Consider the following 25,417-nt stretch of genomic DNA (forward strand, 5'->3'; position numbering starts at 1 on the left):
CGCAGTGCCACCTCGACGCCGAGGCCGTCGCCGCGGTGGACCGGGTACGGGCCAGGACCGACCCGCACCGTCATGTCGTCTCCGGCAGGACGTCAACCGGCCGTGCTCGCCCCGGGCGCGATGTCGCCGACGAAGCGCCGGTGCGGGTCGGTCCTGGCCCGTACCCGGTCCACCGCGGCGACGGCCTCGGCGTCGAGGTGGCACTGCGGCCGGTCCGCGCCCTCGACCAGGGACGGCACGGTGCGGCCGGTGTTCCACGGATCCAGCGCGGCCCGGACGGCGGCGCAGTGCGTGGTGAGGTCCTCCGGGGTGACCGGCCCGAACGGGGGTCCCGATCCCATGTAGGCGTAGGCCGCGTCCACCTGGTTCAGTACGCCGCCGCGGGGGTCGGCGTCGGCGAAGGCGCCGCCGAGCTGACGCAGCGTCGCCACGGCGAGCGGCGAGCCGGAACCCACACCGAGCACGCCCAGGAACGCCTCGGCCGTGTCGTCGCCGAGTTCCCCGAGGAGCAGGTGGTCACCGATGAACGGGACCGGCTGCGCAGGGTCCATGTGGGCGTCGAGGACACCGGCGGCGTCGGTGAGCGCCCAGGTGTCCATGAGCGGTTCGGCGATGCCCCGCAGCGGTGCGAGCAGGTCCTCGGCCTGGCGCCGGGCGTCGGCCACGTCGTCCTGGGATGCGGCGAAGACCGCACCGTCGATGCAGATCACCGGGCCGGCCGCGAGCACGGGCGGGACACCGGGGACCGGTGGCAGGTTCATCACACGCAGCGAGGTGGTCGCCCGGCGGGGCGCGTCCGCGGCCCAGTCGCGCCAGGCGGTGAGCAGCGGACGGGCGTGGGCCGCGGACCAGTAGGTGCCTCCGGTGACCACCTTCGCCACAGGGAACAGCTCGAACTCGACGGCGGTGACGATGCCGAAGCCGCCTCCCCCGCCGCGCAGGGCCCACAGCAGCTCGGGGTCGTTCTCGGCGTCCACGCGGACCGAGGCGCCGTCGGCGGTGACGAGTTCGACCGCGCGCACGCTGTTGGCGGCCAGTCCGGTGTGACGGCCGTAGAAGCTGACGCCTCCGCCGAGCAGATAGCCGACCACGCCGACGTGGGCCGCCGAGCCGTGCGGGGCGGTCAGGCCGTGGGGCGCTGCCGCCGCGACCACCTCGCCCCACGTCGTGCCGGCCGGTACCCGGGCGATCCGGCGATCCGCGTCGACGACGACACCGCCCTGAAGACGGGTGCGGATGAGCAGGCCGCCGTCGACGGGCTGCCGGGCGCCGGAGGCGTGACCGGTGGTGTGCACACGGACGGGCAGGTCGCGGGCGGCGGCCTCGCGCACGGCGGCGCGGACCTCGGCCACGCTGCGGGCGGTCACGGCCGTCTCGGGCCGCGCCGGTGCGGCGAGGTTGAAGACGGCCGTGGCCTCGTCGTACTCCGCCGTGCCGGGTGCCGCGAGGACCGTCGGCAGGACGTCGGGCTGATTCATGACAGCGTTCTTCCTTCTGTGCGTCGGTGCCGCGTCGGGCTCGCCGTCGGTCAGTGCTCGCGTACGGCCGTGATGAACACGAAGGTTCCCGGGCCGCTCTCCTCGCGCACCGTAAGGCCGGCGTCGGCCAGCCAGCCCCGCAGCCGGTCGAGGTCGAACAGCTGCAGGCCGCCCTGGTGCTGGGGGAAGCGGTGGGCGGACTGGAAGTAGCCGTAGACCGGGTCGTCGGAGCGGCGGAAGGTCATCAGGGTGAACGTGCCGCCGGGCCGCAGCACCCGGCTCACCTCGGCGATCGCCGCACCGGCGTCGGCGTAGAAGGCCTGGAGGGCGTTCCAGCACACGACCGCCCCCAAGGATGCGTTGTCAAAGGGGAGTTCGGCGGCCGATGCCAGCACGGACGGCACGTCGGGCAGCCGCCCGCGCAGTACGTTGAGCATGGGCAGCGCGCTGTCGAGGGCGATGAGCCGTTCGGCGCCCACGGCCTCGGCGATGACGGCAGTCCACCGGCCCGCTCCGGCGCCGAGGTCGAGGACGGGCCCGTCGACGGGTCGCACGTGGTCGGCGATGTAGCGGTCCTCGTCCTGCGGGGTGACGGCGCCGCCCCAGTTCGAGCCGGAGACCCGCAGGAAGGCGGGGCGGGCCACGGCCTCGTAGAACAGGCCCATGCTGGGCACCCGGGACAGCTTCTCCAGGAAGTCGGCGGAGGCGTCGCCCTGTTGCTCCGTGGCGGGCGCGGTCAGGTCGAGGATGCCGCCGGCCACAGGGTAGCGGGCCGCGCAGTCGGCGCAGCGGGCGACACCGTCGTGCGAGGCCAGGGAGCCCCGGCAGACGGGGCAGCGCAGCGCGCCGAGGTGCCGGGCGAACAGAGCCGCGTCGGCGACGGGGGCACTGACGTCGCGGCTCTCGGGCAGGGGAGCCTCGGGCAGGTTGCGCGGCTCGCCGTGGCACACCGCCCAGTAGGCGCGGGCGCCGGTGCAGCCGAGGACCGTACGGGTGTCGTTCTCCCAGTTCGCCTCGAGCTGCTGCGACGTCAGTTCCTTGATCCAGCTCTGGTCGAAGGCACGCTCGTCCGCGTTGAGAGTCCACGCCGACGGGGACGGCCACACCCGGCCGAGGTCCGGCCGGGAGGGGTCGAGCGTGCTCAGCGCGCGGTCCAGGCGGGAGAGGTCCTCCGCCTCCAGGCCGAGCCCCGCGACCGCGGCGAGGATGCGCTCGCGGTCGCCGGGGAAGTGCGACAGCAGGTAGAGCAGGGCGAGGGTGAGCGGTGTACCGGTCTCCTCGGAGCCCAGGAGACCGAGATAGAGGCCGAGGTGGTCACGCACGGCGCTGCCGAGCGGTCCGTCGAGTACCGGGTACTCCGTCTCGGCCAGCAGGCCCAGCAGCACGGCCGGGTACCCCTTGCGGTCGGTGCCGGACCTCTCCAGGGCCGCCACGAGCGCGGGCACCGCGGCGAGAGCGTCCGGGTGCGCCCGGCCGTCGCTCCACAGGGCGTCCACCAGCGCGTGGAAACGCGCGGGCACGTCTTCCGGCCGGGCCTGCACGAACGCCTCTGCGAGACCGACAGCGGCGGGGGCGGGGGAAACGGTCATCGGGTGTGTCCTTCCTGGGTCGGTGCGGCAGGCGCCGGCGCCGCGCGCGATGCGCCACGCTGCCAGCGGTCGCGGCGGCGCTGCATCTTCCTGGCTGCGCTCCTGCGGTGGGGCCGCCGCGGGCGGGCGGTGCAGCAATCCGCAAGATGCGGGCGGGTCGCGGGGCGGCGGACGATACGGCTGGGCGCCCCGGGTGGTCCGGGAGCCGATCCCCGCCCTGTGCGAGCGCGCCCGTGTCCCCTCGACCGACGACCGCCTGACGGTCAGCCACTGACGGAGCGCTCATGCATCCCTTCCGCATCGACATCCCGCAGGCCCAGCTCGACGATCTGCACCGCCGCCTGGACGCGACGCGCTGGCCGGACGAGCTGCCCGGTGTGGGCTGGGACCGCGGAGTGCCGCTGAGTTACCTCAAGGAGCTCGCCGAGTACTGGCGGGCCTCGTTCGACTGGCGGGCGGCCGAGGCCCAGCTGAACGCACACCCGCAGTTCACCGAGGAGATCGACGGCGCCCGGGTGCACTTCCTGCACGTGCGCTCCCCCGAGCCGGACGCGACGCCGCTGCTGCTCACGCACGGCTGGCCGGGCTCCGTCGCCGAGTTCCTCGACGTGATCGGGCCGCTGACCGACCCGCGCGCGCACGGCGGTGACCCGGCGGACGCCTTCCACCTGGTGATCCCGTCGATCCCCGGCTACGGATTCTCCTCGCTGACCGAGACCGGCTGGGACACCCCGCGGATCGCCCGCGCCTGGGCCGAGCTGATGGCCCGGCTGGGCTACGACCGCTACATCGCCCAGGGGGGCGACGCCGGTGCGGTGATCTCACTGGAGCTCGGCCGCATCGATCCCGAGCACGTGGCCGGCGTGCACGTGAACATGCTGATGACGTTCCCGTCCGGCGATCCCGCCGAGCTGGCCGCCCTCGACGAGCGCGACCAGGCGCGGCTGGGCAAGCTGGCCCGCTTCGACGCGGAGCTGTCCGGCTACATGAAGCTGCAGCAGACGCGCCCGCAGACGCTGGCGTACGCGCTCACCGACTCCCCCGTGGGCCAGCTGGCCTGGATCGTGGAGAAGTTCCTGGACTGGACGGGGGCGACGGAGCTGCCCGAGGACGCCGTCGACCGCGACCGTCTGCTGACGAACGTGACGATCTACTGGCTGACGGCGACGGCGGGTTCGTCGGCCCAGTTCTACTACGAGGGCGCGGCCGGCGTGCGCGCCGCGGCGGCCGGTGCCGTACCGCCGCCGCTGACCGTGCCGGTGGGCGTCGCCGTCTTCCCGGACGACATCTTCGTGCCCATCCGCAGCCTCGCCGACCGGGACCTGCCCACCCTCACGCACTGGACGGAGTTCGAGCAGGGCGGCCACTTCGCCGCGCTGGAACAGCCCGCCGCCCTCACCGGCGACGTCCGGGCCTTCGCCCGCACCCTGCGCCCCGCGGCCGTGACGGCCTGACGGCGCGATCGCCCCCGACCCGGTACGACAGACCAAGAGAGACGAGGCACCGCATGACCGCCAGGACCGTGATCGACGTCTGGGTGGCCGACCTGACGTTCCCCGGCTACATGGACCGGCTCCACCGGCTCGGAGCGGAGTTCGAGAAGGCGCACCCCGAGTACCGGATCAACATCGAGGGCCGTGACTTCCGGCAGCTCTCGCAGCAGATCGCCGAGGCGGCGGAGGAAGGCCGTCCGCCGGCCGTCGCGGAGTACTACTTCGCCGTCACCCAGGCGGCCCGCGACTCGCGTGCCGCCGACGGCAAGCCGCTGTTCACCTCGGTGCAGAAGGCGATCGCGGGGCGCAACGAGATCCTCGGCGAGCCGGTGGTCGTCGACGACCTCATCCCGGCCGTGCGCGAGTACTACTCGGTGGACGGGGACCTCACCTCGATGCCCGCCGTCGTCACCGCCATGCTGATCTACGGCAACCAGACGGTCCTCGACAAGGCCGGCATCGGCTCGCTGCCCACGACGTGGGGCGAGATGGAGGCGGCCTGCGAGGCGGTGGCGGCCCTGGAGGGCGGCCCGTCGCACGGTGTCACCTGGTCCAACCACGGGCTGTTCTTCCAGCAGGCGCTCGCGGTGCAGGGCGGCGAACTGGCCGACAACGCCAACGGCCGCGCGGGCCGCGCGACCCGTGTGGACCTGTCGTCCAAGGAGATGCTCACCTGGGCCGAGTGGTGGCGGACGCTGCACGGCAGCGGCCACTACCTCTACACCGGGAAGATCCCGGACTGGGAGGGCAACATCAAGGCGTTCGCCGACCAGGACGTGGCGCTGCGCGTCACCTCGTCCAACGACCTCAACTACATGGCGATGGCCGCCGAGAACGCGGGCTTCGAGATGAGTGTCGGCCGCTTCCCGGGCCGGGAGGACGAGGCGTACGGCGGCAACATCATCGCGGGCACCTCGCTGTGGCTGGCGAACGGCCTCGACGAGGTCACCCAGGACGGCGCGCTGGCCTTCATGCAGTTCCTGAACAACCCGCGCAACGCCGCCGACCGGCACATCGCCTCCAGTTTCGTCCCGGTCACCCGCTCCTCCTACCGGCTGCTGGAGGACGAGGGCTGGTTCGACGCCAACCCCAACCACCGTCTCGCCAGCGCGCAGCTCGGCTCCTACACGGAAGGCGAGGGCGTGCCGCCGTGCCGCGGCGCCCTGTTCGGCGACTTCGCCGGCGCCCAGGACGTCATGACCCGGGCCATGGACGACGTGCTCCAACGAGGCGCGGAGCCCGCCGAGCGCTTCGCCGAGGCCACGGTGGAGGCGCAGGAGCTCCTCGACGCCTACGAGAAGGACCGCGTCGACAACGGCGTACGTGATCCGCAGAGCCTGCGGGTGGAGTACTTCCGTGACGCGGAGGCCTACACGGGCGCCCAGCTGGAGGACGCCGTGAAGGGCACGAAGTAGCCACCGGCACAGACCATGAGGGGGGCGGACCGGATGGTCCGCCCCCCTCATGGTGGGCTCGTCGGTTCGGTCGGTCTCAGGCCGCCAGGCCCGACGGCGTGTGTGCTGTCCCGGCCGGCTCGGCCGGCACGGGGCGGTAGTAGTCGTCCAGGTCCACGGCCTGGCCGTCCAGGGCGACGCGCAGTTCGGCGAGGGCGCCGCGCAGGGCGGCCTGGACCGCGGGCACCCGGCAGGTGGCGTGGAGGTCCGTCAGGGTGCGGTAGCTCTCCAGGAGCCCGTCTCGCTGCTCAGGCGTGAGCGAGGTGTCGTTCGTCATGAAGTCGTGCCGCCTTCCACTTGGTTCGGGGCAGGCTGCCCTGCGGGGCGAGCTCCACCTGGGGCCGGATGCCGATCTCGCGCTTGAACTCGTCGGCGATGCGCGCGCACAGGGCCTGCGCGGCCTCGCCGGTGAGGTCGCCCGCCTCGGTCTGGACGTGGATGGTGTCGAGTCCGCGCACCGTACGGATGGACGAGCGGAATTCACTGACCTCGGGGAAGGAACGCAGCACGTCCTCGATCATCACCGGGGTCACCGAGACACCGCGGATCTTGCGCATGTCGTCGACGCGCCGCAGGACGCCGCCGTCGAGGAAGTCCCAGGTGCGGCCGCAACCGCAATCGCTGTGGGGCCGCTTGACCACGATGTCCTCGGTCCAGTGGCGAAAGAGCTGCATGCCTTCGCGGTAGAGGCCGGTGGTGACGCGGACGCCCTCCTCGCCGTAGCCCACCGGCTGCCGCGTCTCGGGGTGCAGCACCTCCTCGATGACGGTCGGCTCGTTGATGTGGCACGCGCCCCGGCGCGCGGGACACTCGAACATGAACACCCCGCCGAACTCGGTCGTCCCCGCTGCGTTGAAGACACGGGCGCCGAACGCCTGCTCGATGGTGCGGGTCGTGAAGTCGGAGCGCGGCTCCGCGCCCGCCAGCATCACCTGCACGTTGGCGTCCCGGGCGAGGTCGACACCCATCTCGGCCGCGGTCTCGATCAGCCGCATGGCGTAGCTCGGGGTGAGGCCGAGAACCTCGATCCGGTAGTCGACCAGCAGCCGGACCACCGTCCGGGAGTCCAGGCCACCGGCCGGTACAACCGTGCAGCCCATGCGCTCCAGGGCGTAGTGCATGCCCCAGAAGCCGGCGAACAGGCCGTATCCGAAGGACACCAGGGCCTTGTGACGGGAGCGCACACCGTTGCCGTACAGCGCGGTGCAGAACGTGTCGCTGATCCACTTCCAGTCGCGTTCGGTGTCGAACGTACGCACCGGCGGGTTGCCGCTGGTGCCGCTGGTCTGGTGGTGGCGCACCCCGTGCACCGGATCGAGCGAGGGCCAGGTGCCGTACGGCGGCGCGGCCTGCTGAGAGGCGAGGAGGTCCGTCTTGTACAGCAGGGGCATGCGGTCGGTGTACGCGGCCATCGAGGTGATGCCGTCGGGGATGCGCTCGGCCCAGAAGGGTGAGTTGCGCCGGGCGTGCTCCAGTGCGCGCCGCAGGCGGCGCCACTGCCACTGCTCCAGCTCCTCGCGGGGCATGGTCTCCGCTGTGCCGTTCCAGTACTCCACGTCGCCTCCGGGGTGCGTGACTCCGACCCGGCGAGCCCATCATGTGCGCGGACGGCGGCGCATCTCGATCCGTGCCCTCTTCGAGGAGGCGGGTTCAGGCGGCCAGGGCGTGGCCCCGTTCGGTGGCGAATCCCCGTACACCACGCAGGAAGTTGGAGATCATGCGCATGCCGTGCTCGGTGCGGAAGCTCTCCGGGTGGAACTGGACGGACTCGATGGGCAGAGTGCGGTGGCGCAGTCCCATCACGTAGCCGTCCTCGGCGGAGCGTGCGGTGACCTCCAGAGCGGCCGGCACGGTCGTCTCCGGCACGATCAGCGAGTGGTAGCGGGTGGCCGAGAAACGGTCCGGCACCCCGGCGAACACTCCGCGTCCGTCGTGCTCGACGTGGCTCGCCTTGCCGTGCATCAGCCGCCGGGCCGGTACGACCTCGGCTCCGTAGGCGCGGCCGATGGCCTGGTGGCCGAGACAGACGCCGAACAGCGGCAGCCGGCCTGCGAAGGTCTGCACGATCTCGACATGCCCGGAGTCGTCCGGGTGCCCGGGCCCCGGACCGAGCAGGATCGCGTCGGGGCGGCGCCGTTCGACCTCCGTCAGTCGCAGAGCATTGGAGCGCACCATCAGCGGCTCGGCCCCGGCGGACATCAGGTACTGGCGCAGGATGTCGACGAAGCTGTCGAAGGCGTCGACGACCAGGATGCGCGGTCGTGGACCGGGGTGCCCGGCCTCGGTGGGCGGGGGTGTCGTCACAGCAGCTCCTTTCCGGTGACCGCCCAGTGGGCGGCGCTCATCTTGGCCAGCGTCTCGCGCCACTCCTTCGCCGGTTCGGAGTCGGCGACGATCCCCGCCGAGGCACGAGTGCGGTAGACGCCGTCGTGGTGGAAGAGGGTGCGGATACACAGCGCGAGGTTGGTGTATCCGCCGATGTCGATCACACCGAGCGCACCGGCGTACAGGCCGCGGCGGCTGCGTTCGAGGGACTCGATGATCTCCATGGCCCGGATCTTGGGCGTGCCGGTCATGGTGCCGGCGGGGAACAGGGCGGCCACGGCGTCGAAGGCGTCCTTGTCCGCCTCGGCCTGCCCGGAGACGGTCGAGACCAGATGCAGGACGTGGGAGTACTGCTCGACGGCGAACTCGTCGGGCACGGCAAGGGAGTCCGCCGTGGCGATCCGCCCGATGTCGTTGCGGCACAGGTCCACCAGCATGGTGTGCTCGGCGATCTCCTTGGGGTCCGAGCGCAGCCGCCGGGCGCCCGCCTCGTCGTCGCCGGTGCGCGGCAGCGTCCCGGCGATCGGCCGCATGGTGACGGCGCCCTGCTCAATGCGTACGAACAGCTCGGGGCTCGCGCCGATGACGTGCTGCCCGCCGACGCTCGCCAGGTACATGTACGGGGAGGCGTTGCGGCGTCGCAGCCGCTGGTAGACGTCGACGGGGTCGGCGCCGGAACGCATGCTCAGTTCGTGGCCGATCTGCACCTGGTAGATGTCGCCGACCGCGATGTGTTCCAGGCAGCGTTCCACGTCGCGGCGGAATGCCTCGGGGTCGGTGTCGTCGTCCACGAGCGCCTCGGGGACGTCGTCCGCCTCGGGTTCGGGCCAAAAGCTCTCGGCGTCCTCGAGCAGCGCGGTGATGTCCCGCGGGTCGAACGCCGGCCACGCATCGGACTCGTGCAGCAGCAGCTCGGTCCTGTCCTCGGCGACGTCCCGCACCACCAGCCCCTGATGGACGACGAGTTCCACGTCCGGCAGGCCGGGGCCCTGCTCGATGAGGTGGGGCAGGTCCTCGACGTAGCGCACGGTGTCGTAGCCGAAGTAGCCGAGGAAACCGAACCGGAAGCGGGTCGCGGAGCCGGGGGTGTCGAACAGGCCCTGGGCGGTGCGCAGCAGCGGCCACAGGCCGGCGAGTGTCCGCAGCCGCAGGGTGCCGTCGGCGCCCTCGGCGACCAGCGGCCGGATGCGCTCCAGCAGCGGGTCGCGCAGCGCGGGGACGCCCTCGACGCGGACGGCTCCGCCGGTGACGGCCACGGACAGCAGTGCGCCGAAGCCGACGAATTGGAAGCGGCACTCACGGATCGGGCCCGCCGCCGATTCGAGCAGGTAGACGCTGTCGTCGCCGAAGCGCGCAGCCAGGGCGCGGTAGGCGGGCAGCATCGGCAGCCGGGAGAGCGGGCGCGTCCGGGTGGTCACCCGGACCGCGGCCGGTGCCGTGCGGGGCTCGGTCATCGCGGGTTCCTTCGGTTCACGTGGTGATCGCGTAGCGGTGCGCGACCTGCCGGGCGGTGACGGCGGCGCTGTCGGGAGCCGACCGCTGATCGAGCACCCGGGCCGCCTTCCAGCTCACGAAGGAGCCGGTGTGGGTCACGGGGTCGAGCTCGGTCTCGATGACGGCCCTGGCGTGGGCTCCGGTCAGCGCGCGCAGCCGCCCGGCCACGGCGTCGGCGACGGCGTCCGGATCCGCGGACCCGGGCAGCAGGTCCATGCGGACGGTGATCTCGTCCTCGCCGTCGCTCGTGCGGTCGATGACGACCTGGTAGCCCAGGCAGCCGCGCACTCCGTCGAGGACAGCCGTCTCCAGCTGCCCGGGGTGGAGCCGGACCCGGCCGAGGGCGATGCGGTCGGCGGCCCGGCCGACGACCTCGACGACGGGGCCGGGCAGAGGTGCGCCGGCCGGTGCGTCGCTGATGCGGACCAGGTCCCCGGTGCGGTAGCGGATCAGCGGCTTGATGCCGTCGACCAGCATGGTCAGCACCAGTTCGCCCTCGCCGGTGTCGCCGAGCACGGCCCCGGTGTCCGGGTCGATCAGCTCGGTCACGTAGTTGGGCGTCGACAGGTGCAGCAGGCCGTCGTCGGCGCCCGTGGCGATGCACAGCGCCTCCTGGGAGCCGTACAGCGCGGGGCGCACGACGGCTTGCGGCCAGACGGTCGCCACGTTGGCGGCGAACTGGGGCGTGCAGATCTCGCCGAGCACCAGGAACAGCTTCACCGGCAGCTGGGCGAGGTCGTAGCCGTAATGCAGCGCGGCCTTGGCGAGGCTCAGGCAGAGGGCGGGCGCGCAGACCACGACCTCGACGTCCAGTTCCTCGATCAGGCGCAGCGCCTTCTGGAAGCCGACCCGGGGCGACTCGGGCCAGATCTTCACGTGGCACGCGCCGAGCGAGGCGGTGACGGCGCTGAACACGTCGCCGAACGCGTACAGCTCGGAGGGGCCCATCAGGCCGACGACCGGCATGCGGTCGCCGAAGCGGGACCGGAACAGCCGGCGCCAGGACTCCTCCACGGCCGCGTTGGACGTGGCGATGTCCCTGGGTCCGCGCGGGCACGGTGTGGCGGCGCCGGTGGTCCCGTTGGTCTCGTAGTAGATGCTCGCCTCGCCGACCCGGCCCGACAGCACGTCGTACATCTCGCGGCGCAGGTCGTCCTTGGTGGTGAAGGGCAGCGACGACAGGTCCTCGGGGGTGACGGCGTCGATGTCCGCGCCCGCCAGGTGACAACGGTAGAACGGGGAGCGTTCGGTGACGTGGTGGAGCACGGTGGTCAGCTGCTCCTGGCGCCAGTCGGCGAGCTGGGCGTCGGTGAGGGTGGAGTCGTAGAAGGCCCGGCTGACGTTGCGGTAGGCGGCGAGGAAGTCGCCGAGGCCGAGGCCTCGCGCGGGGGCCCGCAGTGTCTGGAGCGCGGTGGTCATGCCGGCACCTGCGTCTCGTTCAGGGCCAAGCCGACGCGCTCGTTGACGTCGTCGGAGACCAGCAGGTCGTCCCGGCCGGTCAGCCGGCGGTGCTCGTCGAGCAGCTGGATCATGTCGACCATGCGGTCGACCAGGCGCTGCACGTTCGTCAGCCCCTCGTCGTCGTTGAGCGCGTCGCCACGGTGCAGCGCGTGCACCGTGGCCGGGAATCCGCTGCCCACCACGATCATCCGGTTGAGCAGGGCGTTGACGGTGAGCTGGGCCCACACTTCGCCGGCGCTGTAGCGGCGGGCGACGGAGATGACGCCGGCGACCTTGTTGCTCAGCGGCCGGTCGAAGCGCAGGTAGCCGACGCCGGCCCGCTCGATGAAGGTCTGCATCAGGCTGGCGGTGCCGAATCCGTGGACGGGGGCCGCGAAGACGATGCCGTCCGCTTCGATCATCTTCTGTACCACGCCGGGCACACCGTCCGTCAGGGCGCAGGGGACGGGGCGGTCGTTGCAGTTGCCGCAGGGGCCGCAGCGCTCCATCCAGATGTTGCGCAGGTCGACGACCTCGAACTCGACACCACGCTGCTCGGCGATCGCGGCCGCGTGCCGGAGGACGTCGGCGGTGTTGCCGTCCCGCTCCGATCCGTTGATGGCGAGGATCTTCAGACGTGTTGTCACGAGGTGTCTCCTTCGAAGGATCCGGCCGGCGCCCGTGCCCGGCGAGCACATTCCCTGCCGCTCTCGGCCCGTTGACTCCCTTAAATCGTCATGTCTCCGCACGGATCGAGGCATCTTCGTAAATGCTGGATGGACCGACGGCCCCGGACCTGGTAGAGGTCCGGGGCCGTCGGAGGCGTGCCGTCGTCACGGCGGCGGTGCGGGAGGGTGTCGGCGGAAAGGGGTGCGGCGCGGCTGCCGCTCAGGCGGTCACGGCGACGGGGAAGGTGTCCAGCCCGCGCACGACCCAGCGGTCGCGGTAGACGGGCGGCTCCGTCGCGGCCAGGCGGGGGAACCGGGCGAAGAGCCGGGGCAGCGCGATCTGCGCCTCCAGGCGGGCGAGCGGGGCGCCCAGGCAGAAGTGCCCGCCGGCGCCGAAGCTCAGTGGCCGGTTGTCGCGCCGGTCGGGGTCGAAGCGGGCCGGGTCCGCGAAGCGCCGTGCGTCGCGGTTGGCGGCGGCCAGGATCAGCGTCAGCCGGGTCCCGGCGGGCACGGTGACGCCGGGCAGCTCGGTGTCGGCGGCCGCCCAGCGGCTGGTGACGTGCACAGGCGGTTCAAAACGCAGGATCTCCTCGACATAGCCCGTGGCGAAGTCCGCTTCCGCGCGGAGGCGTTCGGCGAAGCCGGGCCGCTCGAGGGCGAGCAGCGCGCCGTGCCCGATGAGGAAGCTCGTTGTCTCGAACCCGGCCGTGAGCAGCACCATCAGAGTGCCCATCAGCTCGTCGTGGCCGAGCCGTCGTGGGTCCTCGTCGTGGGTGTTCACCAGGTGGGTGACGAGGTCGTCGCGGGGCTCACGGCGGCGCCGGCCGGCGAGGTCGGCGAAGTAGGCGGTCATCTCGTCCATCGCGCGGTCGGCGCGCTCCAGGGCCGCGGCGTCACGGAATCCGTCCGTGGAGACGGCGATGGCCGAGGCCATGTCGCGGAACCACACCTGGTCCTGCTCGGGGAAGCCGAGCATGGCGCTGATGACGGCGACGGGCAGCCGGGAGGCGAACTCGGCGATGAGGTCGACGGCCGACCCCGCGGCGCCGAGACGGGCCATGCGGTCGAGAAGCTGTTCGGTCATCTCCTCGATCACCGAACGCAGCCGGCGGATCCGCGGCGGGGTGAAGGCGAAGCCGGCCACCGTCCGCAGCCGGGTGTGGTCGGGCGGATTGCTGTAGAGCATCGAGCTGGTGAAGGCGCGCAGCGAGGAGTGGTCCCGCCACCCCGGTGCCGACGTGTCGTAGCGCGCGGCGTCCTGGACGTGGAGGCGGGTGTCCCGCAGTGCGCGGTCGCACTCCTCGTACCCGACGACGACGAGCTTGCCGGGCCCGAGCCGGACGGTTTCGCCGTGGGCCCGGATCGCCTCGTACAGGGGGTAGGGGTCCTGCCGGCCGCCGACGGTCGCCAGCGCCGCCCATGCCTCCTCGGCCGTGGCCGACCCGGCGTCCGGCTGGGTCCTCATCGGGCCGCGGCCAGCTCGATGATCACCGAGGGGCCCGCGGGGTGGACGGCCACAACGCGGAGTCCGGCCGCGGTGCCCAGCGCGGAGAACTCGGCGACGCCCCGCTCCTTGGCGCCGTACACGCACAGCATGCGCAGGTCCATGCCGGTGTGCGGGGCGCGTCCGGCGGAGCCGACCGTCTCGATGACGAGGACCGAGCCGTTCTCGCCGGCCGCCTCGGCGCAGCGCCGCAGGATGGCGGTGGCGGGCTCGTCGTCCCAGTCGTGCAGGACGAGCGAGAGCACGTAGCCGCCCGCGCCCGGGGGCAGCGGGTCGAAGAAGCTTCCGGCGACGGTGTCGGCGCGGTCCCCCAGCCCGGCTGCGGCGAACCGCTCCTTGGCGGTGTGTGCGGCGCCGGGCAGGTCGACGACCGTACCGCGCAGCGCCGGGTTGGCACGGAGCAGTTCGGTCAGCAGCGAGCCGTCGCCGCCGCCGACGTCGACGACGTGGCCCAGGGACGCCCAGTCGAATCCGGCGACGACTCCCGGGGCCCGCTCGGCGACATCGGCCCCGAGCAGCTTGTTGAAGGAGGCGACGCGGTCGGGGTCGTCGGTGAGGTCCTCCCAGTACTCGCGTCCGTAGCGGACCGGGAAGGCGGCCTCGCCGGTGCGGACGCTGTGCAACAGCTCGACGAACGACAGCTCGCCGCGGCCCGCGCCCTCGATGTCGAACCAGGCCCGGATGCCTGCCGGGTGGTCCTCGCGCAGTGGTTCGCCCAGGGCCGTCAGGGCGTAGCGCCCGGTCTCGTCGCGCTCCAGGACGCCCCGGACCGCGAGGTAGCGCAGCAGGCGGTCGAGCGCCTCGGCGTGCGCGCCCGCGGCCTCGGCCAGCTCGGCCGCGGTGCGGCGCCCCGCGGCGATGTGGTCGGCGATCCGCAGCGTGGCCGCCACGCGCACGGCCATCGGCGTGCCCAGGCTCGCCATCGCCCACAGCCTGGCAGCCGATCCGTCCCCGTCACCCAACACGGCATGTCCTCCCTTGGTCGGCGGCCCCCTCCCGGAGCCCGTGGCTTCATCGTCGCGCACGGGCGGGCGGGGGCCATCTCCCTTGTTGCGATGCTGAGTCGAGGTCCGGGACGGACGGCTCGTCGCCCCTAGACGTTCTCGAGCGTCTGCCGGTGCTCCGCGACGGCCGCGGCCGCGGGCGCCTCATGGTTCGCGGACAGCCGGCCCGGTGCCCAGAAGCGCCGGCCGAGGTCCAGGGCGAGCGCGGGCACCAGGACCGTTCGGACAAGGAAGGTGTCGATCAGGACGCCGATGCAGACGACGAAGCCCATCTGGGCCATCGCCACCAGCGGGAGCCCGGCGAACACGGCGAACGTCGCGGCGAGCACCAGGCCGGCCGAGCTGATGACGCCGCCGGTGCTGCTCAGGCCGATCAGGATGCCCTTGGTGTGCCCGTGCTGGGCGGTCTCCTGCTTCACCCGGTGCATCAGGAAGATGTTGTAGTCGATGCCGAGTGCGACGAGGAAGACGAAGCCCAGCAGCGGCACCGTCCAGTCGACGCCGGGGTAGCCCATGACGTGCTCGAACAGGAGGTTCGATGCGCCGAGGGCGGCGAAGTAGGACACGACGACCGTCGCCAGCAGGACGAGCGGCGCGACCAGGGCGCGCAGCAGCCACACCAGCACGAGCAGGACGACGAGCAGGACCAGCGGCACCACGACGTCCAGGTCGCGTTCGGCGGCGTTCTCCTTGTCCAGGGCCTGGGCCGCGGTGCCGCCGACGAGTCCGTCGACCCGGTCCCGAAGGGCCTCGACGGTGTGCTTGGCCGCGTCGCTGTCGGGGGTGCCGGGCAGCACGGCGGCCAACTGGGTGAGGGTGCCGTCCGGGGTGCGGCCGACGGTCCTGACCTCGACCACGCCCTTGGTGCCGCGGGCGGCGCGGGCGTCCTTCTGCGCGTCCGGCGTCTTCACGATGATCGTCGCCGGGTCGGCGGAGCCGGACGGGAAGTGCTGGGAGAGCTTCTCCTGGGCGACGACCGACTCCGGCTTGTTCGCGAACCAGTCGGTCTGGCTGAGGCCCATGTTCAGGCCCAGTGCGCCCAGCGCGAGGGCGCCGGTGACGGCCAGCGAGGCGATCCACGAGGTGCGGGGCCGGGCCGCGACGGCCTGGCCGACGCGCTCCCACAGCGGGCGGGCGGCGCGCACGGGAGCACCCTCGCGCGGCACGAGCGGCCAGAACACCCAGCGGCCGGCGATGACGAGCAGGGCCGGCAGGATCGTGACCATCGCGAGGAAGCCGCACAAGACGCCGATGACGCCGACCAGTCCCATGGAGCGGGAGGAGTTGATATCGGCGAAGGCGAGGCAGGCCAGGCCGGTCGCGACGGTGCCCGCGGAGGCGAGCACGGCGGGTCCGCTGCGGCGCAGCGCGGCCTGCATGGCCGTGTGCCGGTCCGCGTGGCGGTGCAGTTCCTCGCGGTAGCGGGCGATGAGCAGCAGCGCGTAGTCCGTGCCGATGCCGAAGACGAGGACCATCAGCACGCCCGAGCTCTGCGGGTCGACCTGGAGGCCCGCTCCCTTGGCGAGGAGGTAGGTGCCGGCCTGGGTCAGGACGGATGCGAAGCCGACGGCGAGCGCGGGGAAGAGCCACAGGACGGGGCTGCGGTAGGTGAGCAGCAGCAGGACGACGACGATGAGTCCGGTGGCCATCATCAGCGTGCCGTCGAGGTTGTCGAAGACGGTGAAGGCGTCGGTGAGCGAGCCGGCGGGGCCGCCGACGCGGGCGTCGAGGCCCGGCGGGGCGTGGGCGTCGGCGATGCGGCGCAGGTCGGCGACCTTGTCGGCGACGACCGACTGCTCCTTGCCCGGCAGGGGCACGACCACCATGAGGGCCTTGCCGTCCTCGGACTCGATGGCCGGCGGCACCTGCCGTCCCTCGGCGGCGACCTTGTCGAAGGCGGTGCGGTCGGCCCGGACCTTGGCGCGGGCCTCGTCGCCCAGCGTGCCCGGGCTGCTGTAGACCACGACGGCCGAGGTCAGGTCGTCGGTGCGGAACTTCTCCAGCTCCGTGTTCACCTCGGCCGACTCGGCGCCGCGCGGCAGGAAGGCGTTGGCGCTGGTGTCCTGGACCTCGCCGAGCTTGCCGGCGAGCGCGCCGAGCGCCATCACCGCGATCAGCCAGGTCACGAGGACGAGCCATTTTCCGCGACGTCCACCGGGCACGACAGCGGCTCGCTCGAACCATGCTCGCATGGAGATCTCTCTTTCTTGGGGGGGACGTTCCGCGGCCGGGCGCGCTGCGGCCGCACGGCGGGGACGGTTCATCGTCCCGGGCGTTCATCCGGGGCCGCATCTTCCATATTGCTGAATGCGCGCATGCGGCAGCGCCCGCGGAGCCGCGCTCCACGGGCGCTGTGCTGTGCCGCCCGGCGGCCCGGGCAGAACTTCAGTTGGCGAAGAAGTTCTTCAGCTCGGGTGCGAGGACGGCCGGGTCGACGGCGATGCCCTGGCCGGCCAGGGCGTGACGGCGGGCGTCCGGCAGTGCGTCGGTGACCGCCTGCGCGGAGGCCTTCAGCCACGCGTCCGCCTCGCCGCCGTGCACCACCAGCACCGGGACGGTGACGGACGCCAGTTCCCCGGTCGGCAGGGCGAAGTCGTCGCCGACGATGGTCGTGTCGTACGGCAGCGTGTGCGCCAGAGCCTCCAGGCCCGCCCAGAACGGCGCGAACTTCATTCCGGCGACGGCCTCGGCCGGCGCGCCCATGCCCTCGACCATGAAGAACTCGACGGCCTCGGCCCGCTTGCCGGACGCGCTCAGCTCCGCGAGACGGGCGGTGAAGCCGGCCGGGGGACGCGGGCCGGACTGGTCGACGACGTACGGCGGGTCGTAGACGGCGATCTGCGTGATGCCGAGGCCGGCGGCCGCGGCCTTGAACGCCAGGGCGCCGCCGGCCGAAAGACCGAAGACCCTGGCCGAGCCGCCGGTCTCGGCGATCAGTGCCGCGAGGTCCTCGATCTCGCGTTCCACGGCGTACTCGGCAGCGTCGCCGCTGTCCCCGCGGCCGCGGCGGTCGTAGTTGAAGACAGTGAAGTGGGGGGCCAGTTCCTCGGCCAGCTGCGTCATGGTCGGATGCGCCCGCTCGCTGAAGGAGCCGCCGATGAGGATCAGCGGTTCGCCCTGGCCGGAGCGGTCGTAGGCGATCGTGGTGCCGTCGGCGGACTGGACTGTGTTCATTGTTCTCCTGAAGACCTGGGGGCGCCGGGCTGCGCGGACGGATGTCGGGTTTGTGTGCCCGTCCAGCCTGCGGACGGCGGGGGTCGCGGCGCATCTTCGGAATTGCTGCGTCCGCGCCGGCGGCGCACGAAGCCCCGGGGGCCGGCGGGCCTCCGGGGCGGGTGGTTCGGGGTTCGTGCGCAGGTCAGCGCGGTCCGGCGACGGTGTAGGCGTCCTGTGCGGTGGGGGCGGTCCGGGTGGCGCCGTCCTTGCGGGCAGCCCAGCGGCCGACGGCCTTCACGAGGGGACGTTCGACGAGGTAGTGGCTCGCGGTGGCCGCCAGGATGCTGCCGACGAGCACCGCGGTCATCAGCTCCGGGAAGCCGATCGTGCCGCGCAGCTGGTTCATCAGGCCCGGCTGGGTGCCGAAGACGCTGCCGGTCTCGAACCAGAAGTACATGATGGCGAAGTGCCACAGGTAGATGCCGTAGGAGATGCGTCCCAGGTAGCGCGAGACGGGGTTGGCGACGATCGCGTCGACGACCCGGGACTTGGTGCCGGGGATCGAGAGCGGCATCACCGTCAGGTAGGAGAAGACCAGCAGCAGGACGTACTGGGTCAGGGCGAGGCCGACCCCTTCGTAGTCGCCGTAGCCGGGGCGGCCGAAGGGCTGGGTGCAGTTGAAGGCGTAGACGGCCAGGGCGCCGACCCAGAACAGCAGCGGATGGCCGGCGGCGATCCGGTACAGGACGGGCTTACGGTCGGGGCGCAGCTCGGCGAGGACGTGCAGGAGCGCCATGGCCATACCGAGGGCGAAGGCACCGCCGACGCCCAGCGGCCACCAGTACTTGGTGGGGTAGATGCCCATCGACGGGCGGTGGATGTAGTACGTCCACACCGCTGATCCGACGGTGATGAGCGCCAGCGGGACCATCATGCGGCGCACCTTGCGCACCGGATCTGCTGTGCCGCGGGCCAGCCAGTGCATCAGTGCGGCGAGCAGGGGGAGGGCGAGGTAGTACTGCATCTCGGCCGGGACGGTCCAGGCCGGGTCCATGCCGGCGATCCACGTGTAGTCGTAGACCTGGAGCATCAGGATCGGCCGCAGCACGTACCAGACCCCGTCGACCGCGTCGAAGTTGAGGAGGAACACGCAGACCAGCGAGAGCAGGATGTAGGCAGGCCATAGCCTGGCGAGGCGCTTGGCGAGGAACGGGACGACCTTGGGGCGCTCGCCGCCGCCGAGGGTCCAGCGGGCGAACGGCCGGTACAGCAGCATGCCGGACAGGACGAAGAACGGGCCCAGCGCCAGTGGACGCAGGCCGGCCAGCAGGTCGGCGAGGGCCTGGTTGCCGGGCCGTGCCGTGTAGGCGCCCATGACTCCGGCTGCGAAGGATGTGTGGACGGCCGCAACTCCGAGGGCACACAGCGCGCGGACACCGTCGAGTCCCCCGACGCGCTTGGTCTGTTGGGCCGGTGCCGCGGCCCGATTGGCTTTCACTGCGTCAGCGCTCCTCTGTGTCTCGATGGCTTGTTCAGCATGGGCATGGCGTGATTGCGGCGCCATCTTCTGACGTGCGGTGCTGCCGTGACCCGCCGTTGGGCCGCCGACCGTCCTGTGACGCACGGCAATCCAGGAGATGCAGCGCCCGTCGGCCCTGTGTGACCGTTCCGGCTGACCCGTCAGGCCGCCTGCGTGCGGGCTGCCCTCGGCAGGGACGAGCGATTGGACGTAAGCGATGGCCTCCACCTCGATTCACGAACGTTTCGCCGCGCAGGCGCGCCGGGCGCCGGACGCGGTGGCGGTGTCGGCGGCTGACGCGCACCTGACCTACCGTCAGCTCGATGAGCGGGCCAACCGGCTCGCCCACCGCCTGATCCAGGCGGGCGTCGCGCCGCGGGATCCGGTGGCGGTGCTGATGGAACGCTCCGCCGACGTGGTGGTCGCGATCCTCGCCGCCCTCAAGGCCGGCGCCTTCTACCTGCCGCTGCACAGCGCCTACCCGCTGCCGCGGATGCAGCAGATCATGGACCGGGCCGGCTCCCCCGTGCTGCTCACCGACCTGGCGAGTGAGGCACGCGGGCTGCCCCGCACCCGTCAGGTGATCCTGCCCGCCGGCGACCTGGCCACGGTGGGGGCACCCGCCACCGATCCGGGCGTCCCGGCCGGCCCGGACGCGCCGGCCTACGTCATCCACACCTCCGGCTCCACCGGTGAGCCGAAGGGCGTCGAGGTCCCCCACCGCGGTGTCCTCGGCCTGGCCGACGACTCCTGCTGGGACGGCGGGGCGCACCGGCGGATACTGGCCCTCGCCCCGTACGCCTTCGGTGTCTCCACCTACGAGCTGTGGGTCCCCTTGCTGCGCGGCGGCGAGATCGTGCTGCCGCCGCCCGGCGACCTGGACGTGCGCACGGTGCGACGGCTCATCACCGCGCACGGCATCACCGCGCTGCACGTCACCGCCGGTCTGTTCCGGCTCTTCGCCGACGAGGCCCCGGACAGCTTCGCCCCCGTGCACGAGGTCCTCACCGGCGGGGACGTCATCTCCCCGACAGCGGTGCGGCGCGTCCTCGACGCCTGCCCGGGCCTCGTCGTACGCGCCATGTACGGCGCCACCGAGGTGTCGTCGTTCGCGGCGAGCGCCACGCTCACCGCGCCCTATGAGCCGACGGCGGTGATCCCCGTCGGCCACCCGCTGGACACCGTCGACGCGCGGCTGCTGGACGAGGAGCTGCGGCCGGTCGCGGACGGCGGGACCGGCGAGCTCTACATCGCCGGCGACCGGCTAGCCCTCGGCTACCACCGACGGCCCGACCTGACGGCGGAACGATTCGTCGAGGACCCCGGGGCGCCGGGATCCCGGATGTACCGCACCGGCGACCTGATGCGCCGTGGCTCCCGGGGCCTGGAGTTCGCCGGCCGTGTCGGCGACCAGGTCAAGATCCGGGGCTTCCGCGTGGAGCCCGCCGAGGTGGAGCACGTGCTGGCGGGACAGCCGGGCGTGGCGCACGCCGCCGTCGTCGCCCGGGAGCACGAGGGCGGCGACCGGCGCCTGGTCGCCTACCTCGTGCCGAAGAACGCAGGCCTGGACGAGGCGGCGCTGCGGTCGGCGGTCGCCGCCGTACTGCCCGACTACATGGTGCCCGCCGCGTTCGTGGAGCTGGCCGAGCTGCCGCTGACGGCCAACGGGAAGCTGGACCGCGCGGCGCTGCCCGCGCCCGCCCCGCAGACGGCCGCGGGCTCCGCGCCGGCGGCCGGCGCCCGGCAGGACGCGCTGTGCGCGCTGTTCTCCCGGGTCCTCGGCGTCCCCGGCGTGGGCGTGGACGACGACTTCTTCGCCCTCGGCGGCGAGTCGCTGCAGGCCGTACGCCTGGCCTCGCGCATCGAGGCCGAGTTGGGCTACGAGATCTCCGTCGGCGACGTGCTGAACCATCCGACGGTCGCCGAGCTGGACCGCCGTATGGAGCAGCTCGCCCGGGCGGACGGGCTCACGGAGGCGGCGCGGTGACCGGCCGGCCCCTCCCCGACGGCACCGCCGGGCGCGACTGCGTCGTCCTCGTCAACACCCTGGGCCGGCACTCGCTGTGGCCCGCCGACCTCGACACCCCGGCCGGCTGGCCGGTCGCCTACGGCCCGGCCTCCCGCGCGCGGTGCCTGGACTTCATCGACCGGGCCTCGAGCCGCCACCCCGCCGCTGCGGCGACCGCCGCCTGAACCCGTCGGCCGCGCCCTGCGGCGCACCGCCCCACCACTCGGAGAGGACCCGATCACCGTGAGCATGACCGCCGCACCCCCCAAGGCGGAGAGCACCGCCGACCGCATCCCGCTGTCGTACAACCAGGAGTTCCTGCGCGCGTTCGACAAGGGCGAGACGGACGGTGCGTTCGGTCACCGCCACACCCTCGTGTGCGGCTGGCGGGTCACCGGCGCGATCGACCTCGCCGCCCTCCAGCTGGCCCTGGACGACGTCGTGGTCCGCCACGAGGTGCTGCGCACCGCGGTGCGTGGCGACGAGCAGGGCGGCCACCAGGTGGTCGAGCCGCCGTCGCCGGTCACGCTGGAGGTGAGGGAGCTGGGCGAGGGCGACGGCGCGCCGCGTGACGCGCGCGCCGAGGAATTCCTGAACGAGCTGGACGCTCGCCCCTTCGAGGTACGCGAACTGCCGCACCTGCGAGCCGCGGTGGGGCGCTTCGACGCCACCGACGCCGTCCTGGTGCTGGCCACCCATCACACCTCCACCGACGCCTGGTCGCTGCAGGTGATCATGCGCGACCTGGCAGCCGCCTACGCGGCCCGCGTGGCGGGCGGGCACGCCGGGCAGGACGCGGCCGCGCAGTACCGGGAGTTCGCCCGCTGGCAGCAGGAGACCGCCGCGAGCCCGCGGCTGGACCGGGCGCGCGGCTACTGGCGCGAGCGGCTGGCGGGAGCGCGGATCACCGGGATCACCTCGGACCGGCCGCGTGACGAGAACCTGGCGAGCGCCTACGGCGTGCACCGGTTCGTGTTCGACGCGCAGCTGTCCTCCGCCGTCCTGCGGTCCGCCCGCGACACCCGCTGCACACCGTTCATGGTGATGGCCGCCGCCTACAGCGTGCTGCTGCGCGAACGCACCGGCACCACCGACGTGGTCTTCCCGACCTTCTCCTCGGGCCGCTACGAGGAGCGGTTCATGGACGCGGTCGGTCCGTTCTTCAACTTCGTGCCCGTCCGGATCGACACCACCGGCTGCGCCACCCTCGGCGAGGTGCTGGGCCGGGCCCGCGAGGCCTGCGTGGGCGCCTACCAGCACGAGATCCCCTTCGCCCGGATCGCCGAGGACAGCCCCGAGCTGCTCGCGCCGTTCGCCGACGCCTCCCTCGCCGTCGTCGCGTTCGAGGTGCTGCAGAGCGCCTTCCCGATGACGGGGACGGACGCCGGCGGCCTCGGGTTCGCCGAGATCCGGCACCGGACCCGGTCGCAGCAGGTCAGCTCGGCCATCCCGGACGGCGGCCTGTGGGCGATGGACGTGCTGCCGAACGGGCAGCTCGCCGGAAGCCTGAAGTTCGACCACCACCGCTTCGACGAGTCCACCGCGGCCGACCTGGTGGCCCGCTTCCGCGAACTGCTGAGCACGCTGGCCGACGCGCCCCACACCCCGCTGGACTGACCCGCGGGAGCCGAGCCCCTTCGACGCCAAGAGGACCGATCGACGATGACTACCCTGGCCCCCTTCGCCCCTGTGGCTCCCCCGGAGCCCGGCCTGACCCCCGAGGAGATCGTCGCCCGGGCCGAGGCCCTGGCCGCGACCCTGATCGAGCGGCAGGCCGAGACCGAGCGGCGCGGCTTCTACGCGGAGGACATCCACGAGGCCTTCGCCCGCGCCGGCTTCTACCGGATCCTCGTACCGCGCCGGTACGGCGGCTACGAGTTCGGCCCGGAGACCTTCGTGAAGGTCTCCATGGCGCTGGCCCGCGGCTGCCCGTCGACCGGCTGGATGTACCTCTTCGGCGCGGCGCACGCGCTGGTGGTGGGCACCCTGTTCGACGAGGCCACCCAGGCGGAGCTGTTCGCCGGCGGCGACTTCATCTGCCCCGCGACCGTCGCCCCGGCGGGATCCGCCCGGCCCGACGGCGAGGGCGGCTGGCTGCTCGACGGCACCTGGAACTACTGCTCCGGCGCCCCCTACGCCACCCACTTCGTCGGCCACACCCTGGTGGCCGGTGGCGAGGGCGAGCCACCCGCGCCGATGCTGTTCATCGCCCCGCGCGAGCAGTTCGAGCGCCTGGACGACTGGGGTGCCCAGCTCGGTCTCAAGGGCAGCGGCTCGCACAGCATCCGCATCGAGGGCGGCCGGGTGCCCGGCAACCACACGCTGGGCGGACACCTGAGCCAGATGGCGGTCACCGAGGACCTCCCTGGCCGCAGCCTGCACGGCCCCGAGTACGGGGGCGGTCCGCTCAGTTTCATGCTGCTGGAGCTCGGCGTGCTCGCGGTCGGCATGGCCAAGGGCGCGCTGGACGCGTACGAGGAGCTGATGCGCTCCCGCACGACGGCGTTCTTCCCCATAGTGCCGCGCACCGAGGACCCCGACTTCCAGTTCCGCTACGGCGAGGCCACCGGCATGATCGCCGCGGCCGAGGCGGCGGTGCTGCACGCCACGCAGCAGTGGCAGGAGCTGTGCCGCAAGGAGGCGGCGGCCTTCACCCGCGAGGAGGAGCTGCGGCTGGCCACCATCAGCCGGGAGGCCGTGCGGCTGGCCTGGCGGGCGGTCGAAGGGCAGCTGTTCCCGACCGCCGGATCCAGCTCGGTGCGGGCCGGGGAGCGTATCGAGCGGGTCTGGCGCGACCTGTCCACGCTGCACAGCCACGCCGGGAACGGCGTCTTCCTCTCCTCGCTCGCCAACCGCGAGCTGGCCCAGGCGCACTTCGGCACCGGCGTCCGGTGAGTGCCGCCGCGCTGCGCCCCTGGACACCGCGTCCGCACACGAGTCCACGTCCGACAGATCGGGATGAACCCATGGAACAAGGCTGCCCCTTCGCCCTCGACACCACCGGCCGCGACATCCACGGCGAGGCCGCGGCCCTGCGGGCCCAGGGCCCGGCGACCCGGGTGGAACTGCCGGGCGGCGTGTTCGCCTGGTCGCTGAACGGCCACGCGGTGATCAAGCAGGTGCTCGCCGACCCGCGCGTGACCAAGAGCGCCCGCAACCACTGGCCCGCCTTCGTCAACGGCGAGGTGCCGCCGGACTGGGAGCTGATCAGCTGGGTCGCGATGGACAACATGGTGACGGCCTACGGCAAGAACCATGTGCGGCTGCGCAAGCTGGTCGGCGCGGCCTTCACCCCGCGCCGCGCCGAGGCGTTCCGGCCCCGCGTGGAGGAACTGACCGACCAGCTGCTGGACGCGCTGGAGCAGGCGGGGCCGGGCGAGACGGTGGACCTGCGCGAGCGGTTCGCCTATCCGCTGCCGGCCCGGCTGGTGGCCGACCTGATCGGCATGCCGGAGGAGGCCCGCGCCAAGACCGCCAAGGTCATCGACGCGATGGTGGACACCACCATCACCCCCGAGCAGGCCCAGGCCGTGCTGGCGGGCTGGCGCGGCGCGATGGCCGACCTGATAGCCGACAAGCGGCGCGAGCCGGGCGAGGACATCACCAGCGACCTGGTCGCCGCCCGCGACGAGGACGGCTCGCGGCTGTCCGAGGACGAGCTGACCGACACGATCTTCGCGATCCTCGGCGCCGGCTCGGAGACCACGATCAACTTCTTCGACAACGCCATCACCGCGTTGCTGAGCGACCGTTCCCAGCTGGAGCTGGTCCGCTCCGGGCGCGCCACCTGGGACGACGTGATCGACGAGACGCTGCGGGTGGAGTCGCCGCTGGCGCATCTGCCGCTGCGGTACGCGGCGGAGGACATCGAGCTGGACGGGGTGACCATCCCGAAGGGCGACCCGATCCTGGTGAACTACGCGGCGGTGGGCCGCGACCCCGAGCTGCACGCCGAGGCGCCCGAGGCCTTCGACCTGACGCGGACCGACAAGTCCCACCTGTCGTTCGGGTTCGGCCCGCACTACTGCATGGGCGCGGGCATCGCCCGCCTGGTGGCCACCACCGGCCTGTCCCGGCTGTTCGAGCGCTTCCCGGACCTGGAGCTGGCCGTGGAGCGCGACACGCTGCAGCCGCTGCCGACGTTCATCATGAACGGCCACCGCAGCCTGCCGGTGCGGCTGACCGCGAAGGTGCCGGCGGGCGCGGGCGCCCGCTGACCCCCGCACACCGAAGGGCCGCCCGGGACGTCTGGGGCCCGGGGGGCCCGGACGCCGCCCGGGCGCCC

At 72.7% G+C, this 25,417-nt stretch carries 20 protein-coding genes; 7 read left to right on the forward strand and 13 right to left on the reverse strand.

Annotated elements, in window-relative coordinates:
• Window positions 1-92: 92 nt before the first annotated feature.
• Both ACWCV3_RS27610 and ACWCV3_RS27615 read right to left on the reverse strand, forming a co-directional pair.
• A complete protein-coding gene (locus ACWCV3_RS27610; protein ID WP_451229648.1) occupies window positions 93-1,478 on the reverse strand; it encodes an FAD-binding oxidoreductase in 1,386 nt (461 codons plus the stop codon).
• Window positions 1,479-1,528: 50 nt separating this feature from the next.
• Window positions 1,529-3,067 (reverse strand): methyltransferase domain-containing protein, encoded by a 1,539-nt coding sequence (locus ACWCV3_RS27615; protein WP_451229651.1) that lies wholly within the window; start codon window positions 3,065-3,067, stop codon window positions 1,529-1,531.
• A 284-nt stretch (window positions 3,068-3,351) separates the two neighbouring features.
• On the opposite strand from ACWCV3_RS27615, the gene ACWCV3_RS27620 reads away from it, so the two are divergent.
• Window positions 3,352-4,521, forward strand: coding sequence for an epoxide hydrolase family protein (locus ACWCV3_RS27620; protein ID WP_451229654.1), 1,170 nt, complete (start codon window positions 3,352-3,354; stop codon window positions 4,519-4,521).
• Window positions 4,522-4,574: 53 nt separating this feature from the next.
• Window positions 4,575-5,975, forward strand: coding sequence for an extracellular solute-binding protein (locus ACWCV3_RS27625; RefSeq protein WP_451229656.1), 1,401 nt, complete (start codon window positions 4,575-4,577; stop codon window positions 5,973-5,975).
• 76 nt (window positions 5,976-6,051) lie between these two features.
• Here ACWCV3_RS27625 and ACWCV3_RS27630 read toward each other — a convergent pair whose 3' ends face one another.
• The 11 genes from ACWCV3_RS27630 to ACWCV3_RS27680 form a co-directional block, all read right to left on the reverse strand.
• Window positions 6,052-6,291, reverse strand: coding sequence for a DUF6052 family protein (locus ACWCV3_RS27630; protein WP_451229659.1), 240 nt, complete (start codon window positions 6,289-6,291; stop codon window positions 6,052-6,054).
• Entirely contained in the window at window positions 6,263-7,570 is a 1,308-nt protein-coding gene (locus tag ACWCV3_RS27635; RefSeq protein ID WP_451229661.1) for a phenylacetate--CoA ligase family protein, read from the reverse strand. Before ACWCV3_RS27635 ends, ACWCV3_RS27630 begins: the two co-directional genes overlap by 29 nt.
• A 94-nt stretch (window positions 7,571-7,664) precedes the next feature.
• The gene (locus ACWCV3_RS27640) at window positions 7,665-8,318 is read right to left on the reverse strand and encodes an anthranilate synthase component II (RefSeq protein WP_451229664.1); all 654 of its coding nucleotides are present in this window, start codon (window positions 8,316-8,318) and stop codon (window positions 7,665-7,667) included.
• Window positions 8,315-9,793 carry an anthranilate synthase component I family protein gene (locus ACWCV3_RS27645; RefSeq protein WP_451229667.1) on the reverse strand — a complete coding sequence of 493 codons (1,479 nt, stop codon included), beginning with the start codon at window positions 9,791-9,793 and terminating at the stop codon, window positions 8,315-8,317. The genes ACWCV3_RS27640 and ACWCV3_RS27645 overlap by 4 nt, the downstream gene beginning before the upstream one ends.
• Before the next feature lie 16 nt (window positions 9,794-9,809).
• Complete coding sequence (locus tag ACWCV3_RS27650; protein ID WP_451229670.1) at window positions 9,810-11,252, reverse strand: phenylacetate--CoA ligase family protein; 1,443 nt, start codon at window positions 11,250-11,252, stop codon at window positions 9,810-9,812.
• Window positions 11,249-11,920 carry a flavodoxin family protein gene (locus ACWCV3_RS27655; protein WP_451229673.1) on the reverse strand — a complete coding sequence of 224 codons (672 nt, stop codon included), beginning with the start codon at window positions 11,918-11,920 and terminating at the stop codon, window positions 11,249-11,251. Before ACWCV3_RS27655 ends, ACWCV3_RS27650 begins: the two co-directional genes overlap by 4 nt.
• Before the next feature lie 241 nt (window positions 11,921-12,161).
• Window positions 12,162-13,406 (reverse strand): cytochrome P450, encoded by a 1,245-nt coding sequence (locus tag ACWCV3_RS27660; RefSeq protein WP_451229676.1) that lies wholly within the window; start codon window positions 13,404-13,406, stop codon window positions 12,162-12,164.
• Window positions 13,403-14,368, reverse strand: coding sequence for a methyltransferase (locus ACWCV3_RS27665; protein WP_451229679.1), 966 nt, complete (start codon window positions 14,366-14,368; stop codon window positions 13,403-13,405). The genes ACWCV3_RS27660 and ACWCV3_RS27665 overlap by 4 nt, the downstream gene beginning before the upstream one ends.
• 170 nt (window positions 14,369-14,538) lie before the next feature.
• Window positions 14,539-16,641, reverse strand: coding sequence for an MMPL family transporter (locus ACWCV3_RS27670; RefSeq protein ID WP_451229682.1), 2,103 nt, complete (start codon window positions 16,639-16,641; stop codon window positions 14,539-14,541).
• 193 nt (window positions 16,642-16,834) lie between these two features.
• Window positions 16,835-17,623: an alpha/beta fold hydrolase gene (locus ACWCV3_RS27675; protein WP_451229685.1), complete on the reverse strand. Its 789-nt coding sequence runs from the start codon at window positions 17,621-17,623 to the stop codon at window positions 16,835-16,837.
• A gap of 184 nt (window positions 17,624-17,807) precedes the next feature.
• Window positions 17,808-19,103, reverse strand: a complete 1,296-nt coding sequence (locus ACWCV3_RS27680; RefSeq protein WP_451229688.1) for an acyltransferase family protein — start codon at window positions 19,101-19,103, stop codon at window positions 17,808-17,810.
• A gap of 238 nt (window positions 19,104-19,341) precedes the next feature.
• Here ACWCV3_RS27680 and ACWCV3_RS27685 point away from each other — a divergent pair, with 238 nt between their 5' ends.
• From ACWCV3_RS27685 to ACWCV3_RS27705, 5 genes are all read left to right on the forward strand, one after another.
• On the forward strand, window positions 19,342-21,111 hold the full coding sequence (locus tag ACWCV3_RS27685) for a non-ribosomal peptide synthetase (protein ID WP_451229690.1): 1,770 nt from the start codon (window positions 19,342-19,344) through the stop codon (window positions 21,109-21,111).
• Window positions 21,108-21,317 carry an MbtH family protein gene (locus ACWCV3_RS27690; protein ID WP_451229693.1) on the forward strand — a complete coding sequence of 70 codons (210 nt, stop codon included), beginning with the start codon at window positions 21,108-21,110 and terminating at the stop codon, window positions 21,315-21,317. The genes ACWCV3_RS27685 and ACWCV3_RS27690 overlap by 4 nt, the downstream gene beginning before the upstream one ends.
• 64 nt (window positions 21,318-21,381) lie before the next feature.
• Complete coding sequence (locus ACWCV3_RS27695) at window positions 21,382-22,749, forward strand: condensation domain-containing protein (RefSeq protein WP_451229695.1); 1,368 nt, start codon at window positions 21,382-21,384, stop codon at window positions 22,747-22,749.
• A 45-nt stretch (window positions 22,750-22,794) separates the two neighbouring features.
• Window positions 22,795-24,027: an acyl-CoA dehydrogenase family protein gene (locus ACWCV3_RS27700; RefSeq protein WP_451229698.1), complete on the forward strand. Its 1,233-nt coding sequence runs from the start codon at window positions 22,795-22,797 to the stop codon at window positions 24,025-24,027.
• A gap of 71 nt (window positions 24,028-24,098) precedes the next feature.
• Window positions 24,099-25,349 carry a cytochrome P450 family protein gene (locus ACWCV3_RS27705; protein ID WP_451229701.1) on the forward strand — a complete coding sequence of 417 codons (1,251 nt, stop codon included), beginning with the start codon at window positions 24,099-24,101 and terminating at the stop codon, window positions 25,347-25,349.
• Window positions 25,350-25,417 lie beyond the last annotated feature (68 nt).

The sequence above is a fragment of the Streptomyces sp. NPDC001781 genome, from assembly GCF_053596035.1.

Excerpts from the sequence above, each read along its gene's own strand:
- ACWCV3_RS27610 (WP_451229648.1), bottom strand. The coding sequence starts at position 1,478 with ATGAATCAGCCCGACGTCCTGCCGACGGTCCTCGCGGCACCCGGCACG.
- ACWCV3_RS27615 (WP_451229651.1), bottom strand. The coding sequence starts at position 3,067 with ATGACCGTTTCCCCCGCCCCCGCCGCTGTCGGTCTCGCAGAGGCGTTC.
- ACWCV3_RS27620 (WP_451229654.1), top strand. The coding sequence starts at position 3,352 with ATGCATCCCTTCCGCATCGACATCCCGCAGGCCCAGCTCGACGATCTG.
- ACWCV3_RS27625 (WP_451229656.1), top strand. The coding sequence starts at position 4,575 with ATGACCGCCAGGACCGTGATCGACGTCTGGGTGGCCGACCTGACGTTC.
- ACWCV3_RS27630 (WP_451229659.1), bottom strand. The coding sequence starts at position 6,291 with ATGACGAACGACACCTCGCTCACGCCTGAGCAGCGAGACGGGCTCCTG.
- ACWCV3_RS27645 (WP_451229667.1), bottom strand. The coding sequence starts at position 9,793 with ATGACCGAGCCCCGCACGGCACCGGCCGCGGTCCGGGTGACCACCCGG.
- ACWCV3_RS27650 (WP_451229670.1), bottom strand. The coding sequence starts at position 11,252 with ATGACCACCGCGCTCCAGACACTGCGGGCCCCCGCGCGAGGCCTCGGC.
- ACWCV3_RS27660 (WP_451229676.1), bottom strand. The coding sequence starts at position 13,406 with ATGAGGACCCAGCCGGACGCCGGGTCGGCCACGGCCGAGGAGGCATGG.
- ACWCV3_RS27665 (WP_451229679.1), bottom strand. The coding sequence starts at position 14,368 with ATGGCGAGCCTGGGCACGCCGATGGCCGTGCGCGTGGCGGCCACGCTG.
- ACWCV3_RS27670 (WP_451229682.1), bottom strand. The coding sequence starts at position 16,641 with ATGCGAGCATGGTTCGAGCGAGCCGCTGTCGTGCCCGGTGGACGTCGC.
- ACWCV3_RS27675 (WP_451229685.1), bottom strand. The coding sequence starts at position 17,623 with ATGAACACAGTCCAGTCCGCCGACGGCACCACGATCGCCTACGACCGC.
- ACWCV3_RS27685 (WP_451229690.1), top strand. The coding sequence starts at position 19,342 with ATGGCCTCCACCTCGATTCACGAACGTTTCGCCGCGCAGGCGCGCCGG.
- ACWCV3_RS27695 (WP_451229695.1), top strand. The coding sequence starts at position 21,382 with ATGACCGCCGCACCCCCCAAGGCGGAGAGCACCGCCGACCGCATCCCG.
- ACWCV3_RS27700 (WP_451229698.1), top strand. The coding sequence starts at position 22,795 with ATGACTACCCTGGCCCCCTTCGCCCCTGTGGCTCCCCCGGAGCCCGGC.
- ACWCV3_RS27705 (WP_451229701.1), top strand. The coding sequence starts at position 24,099 with ATGGAACAAGGCTGCCCCTTCGCCCTCGACACCACCGGCCGCGACATC.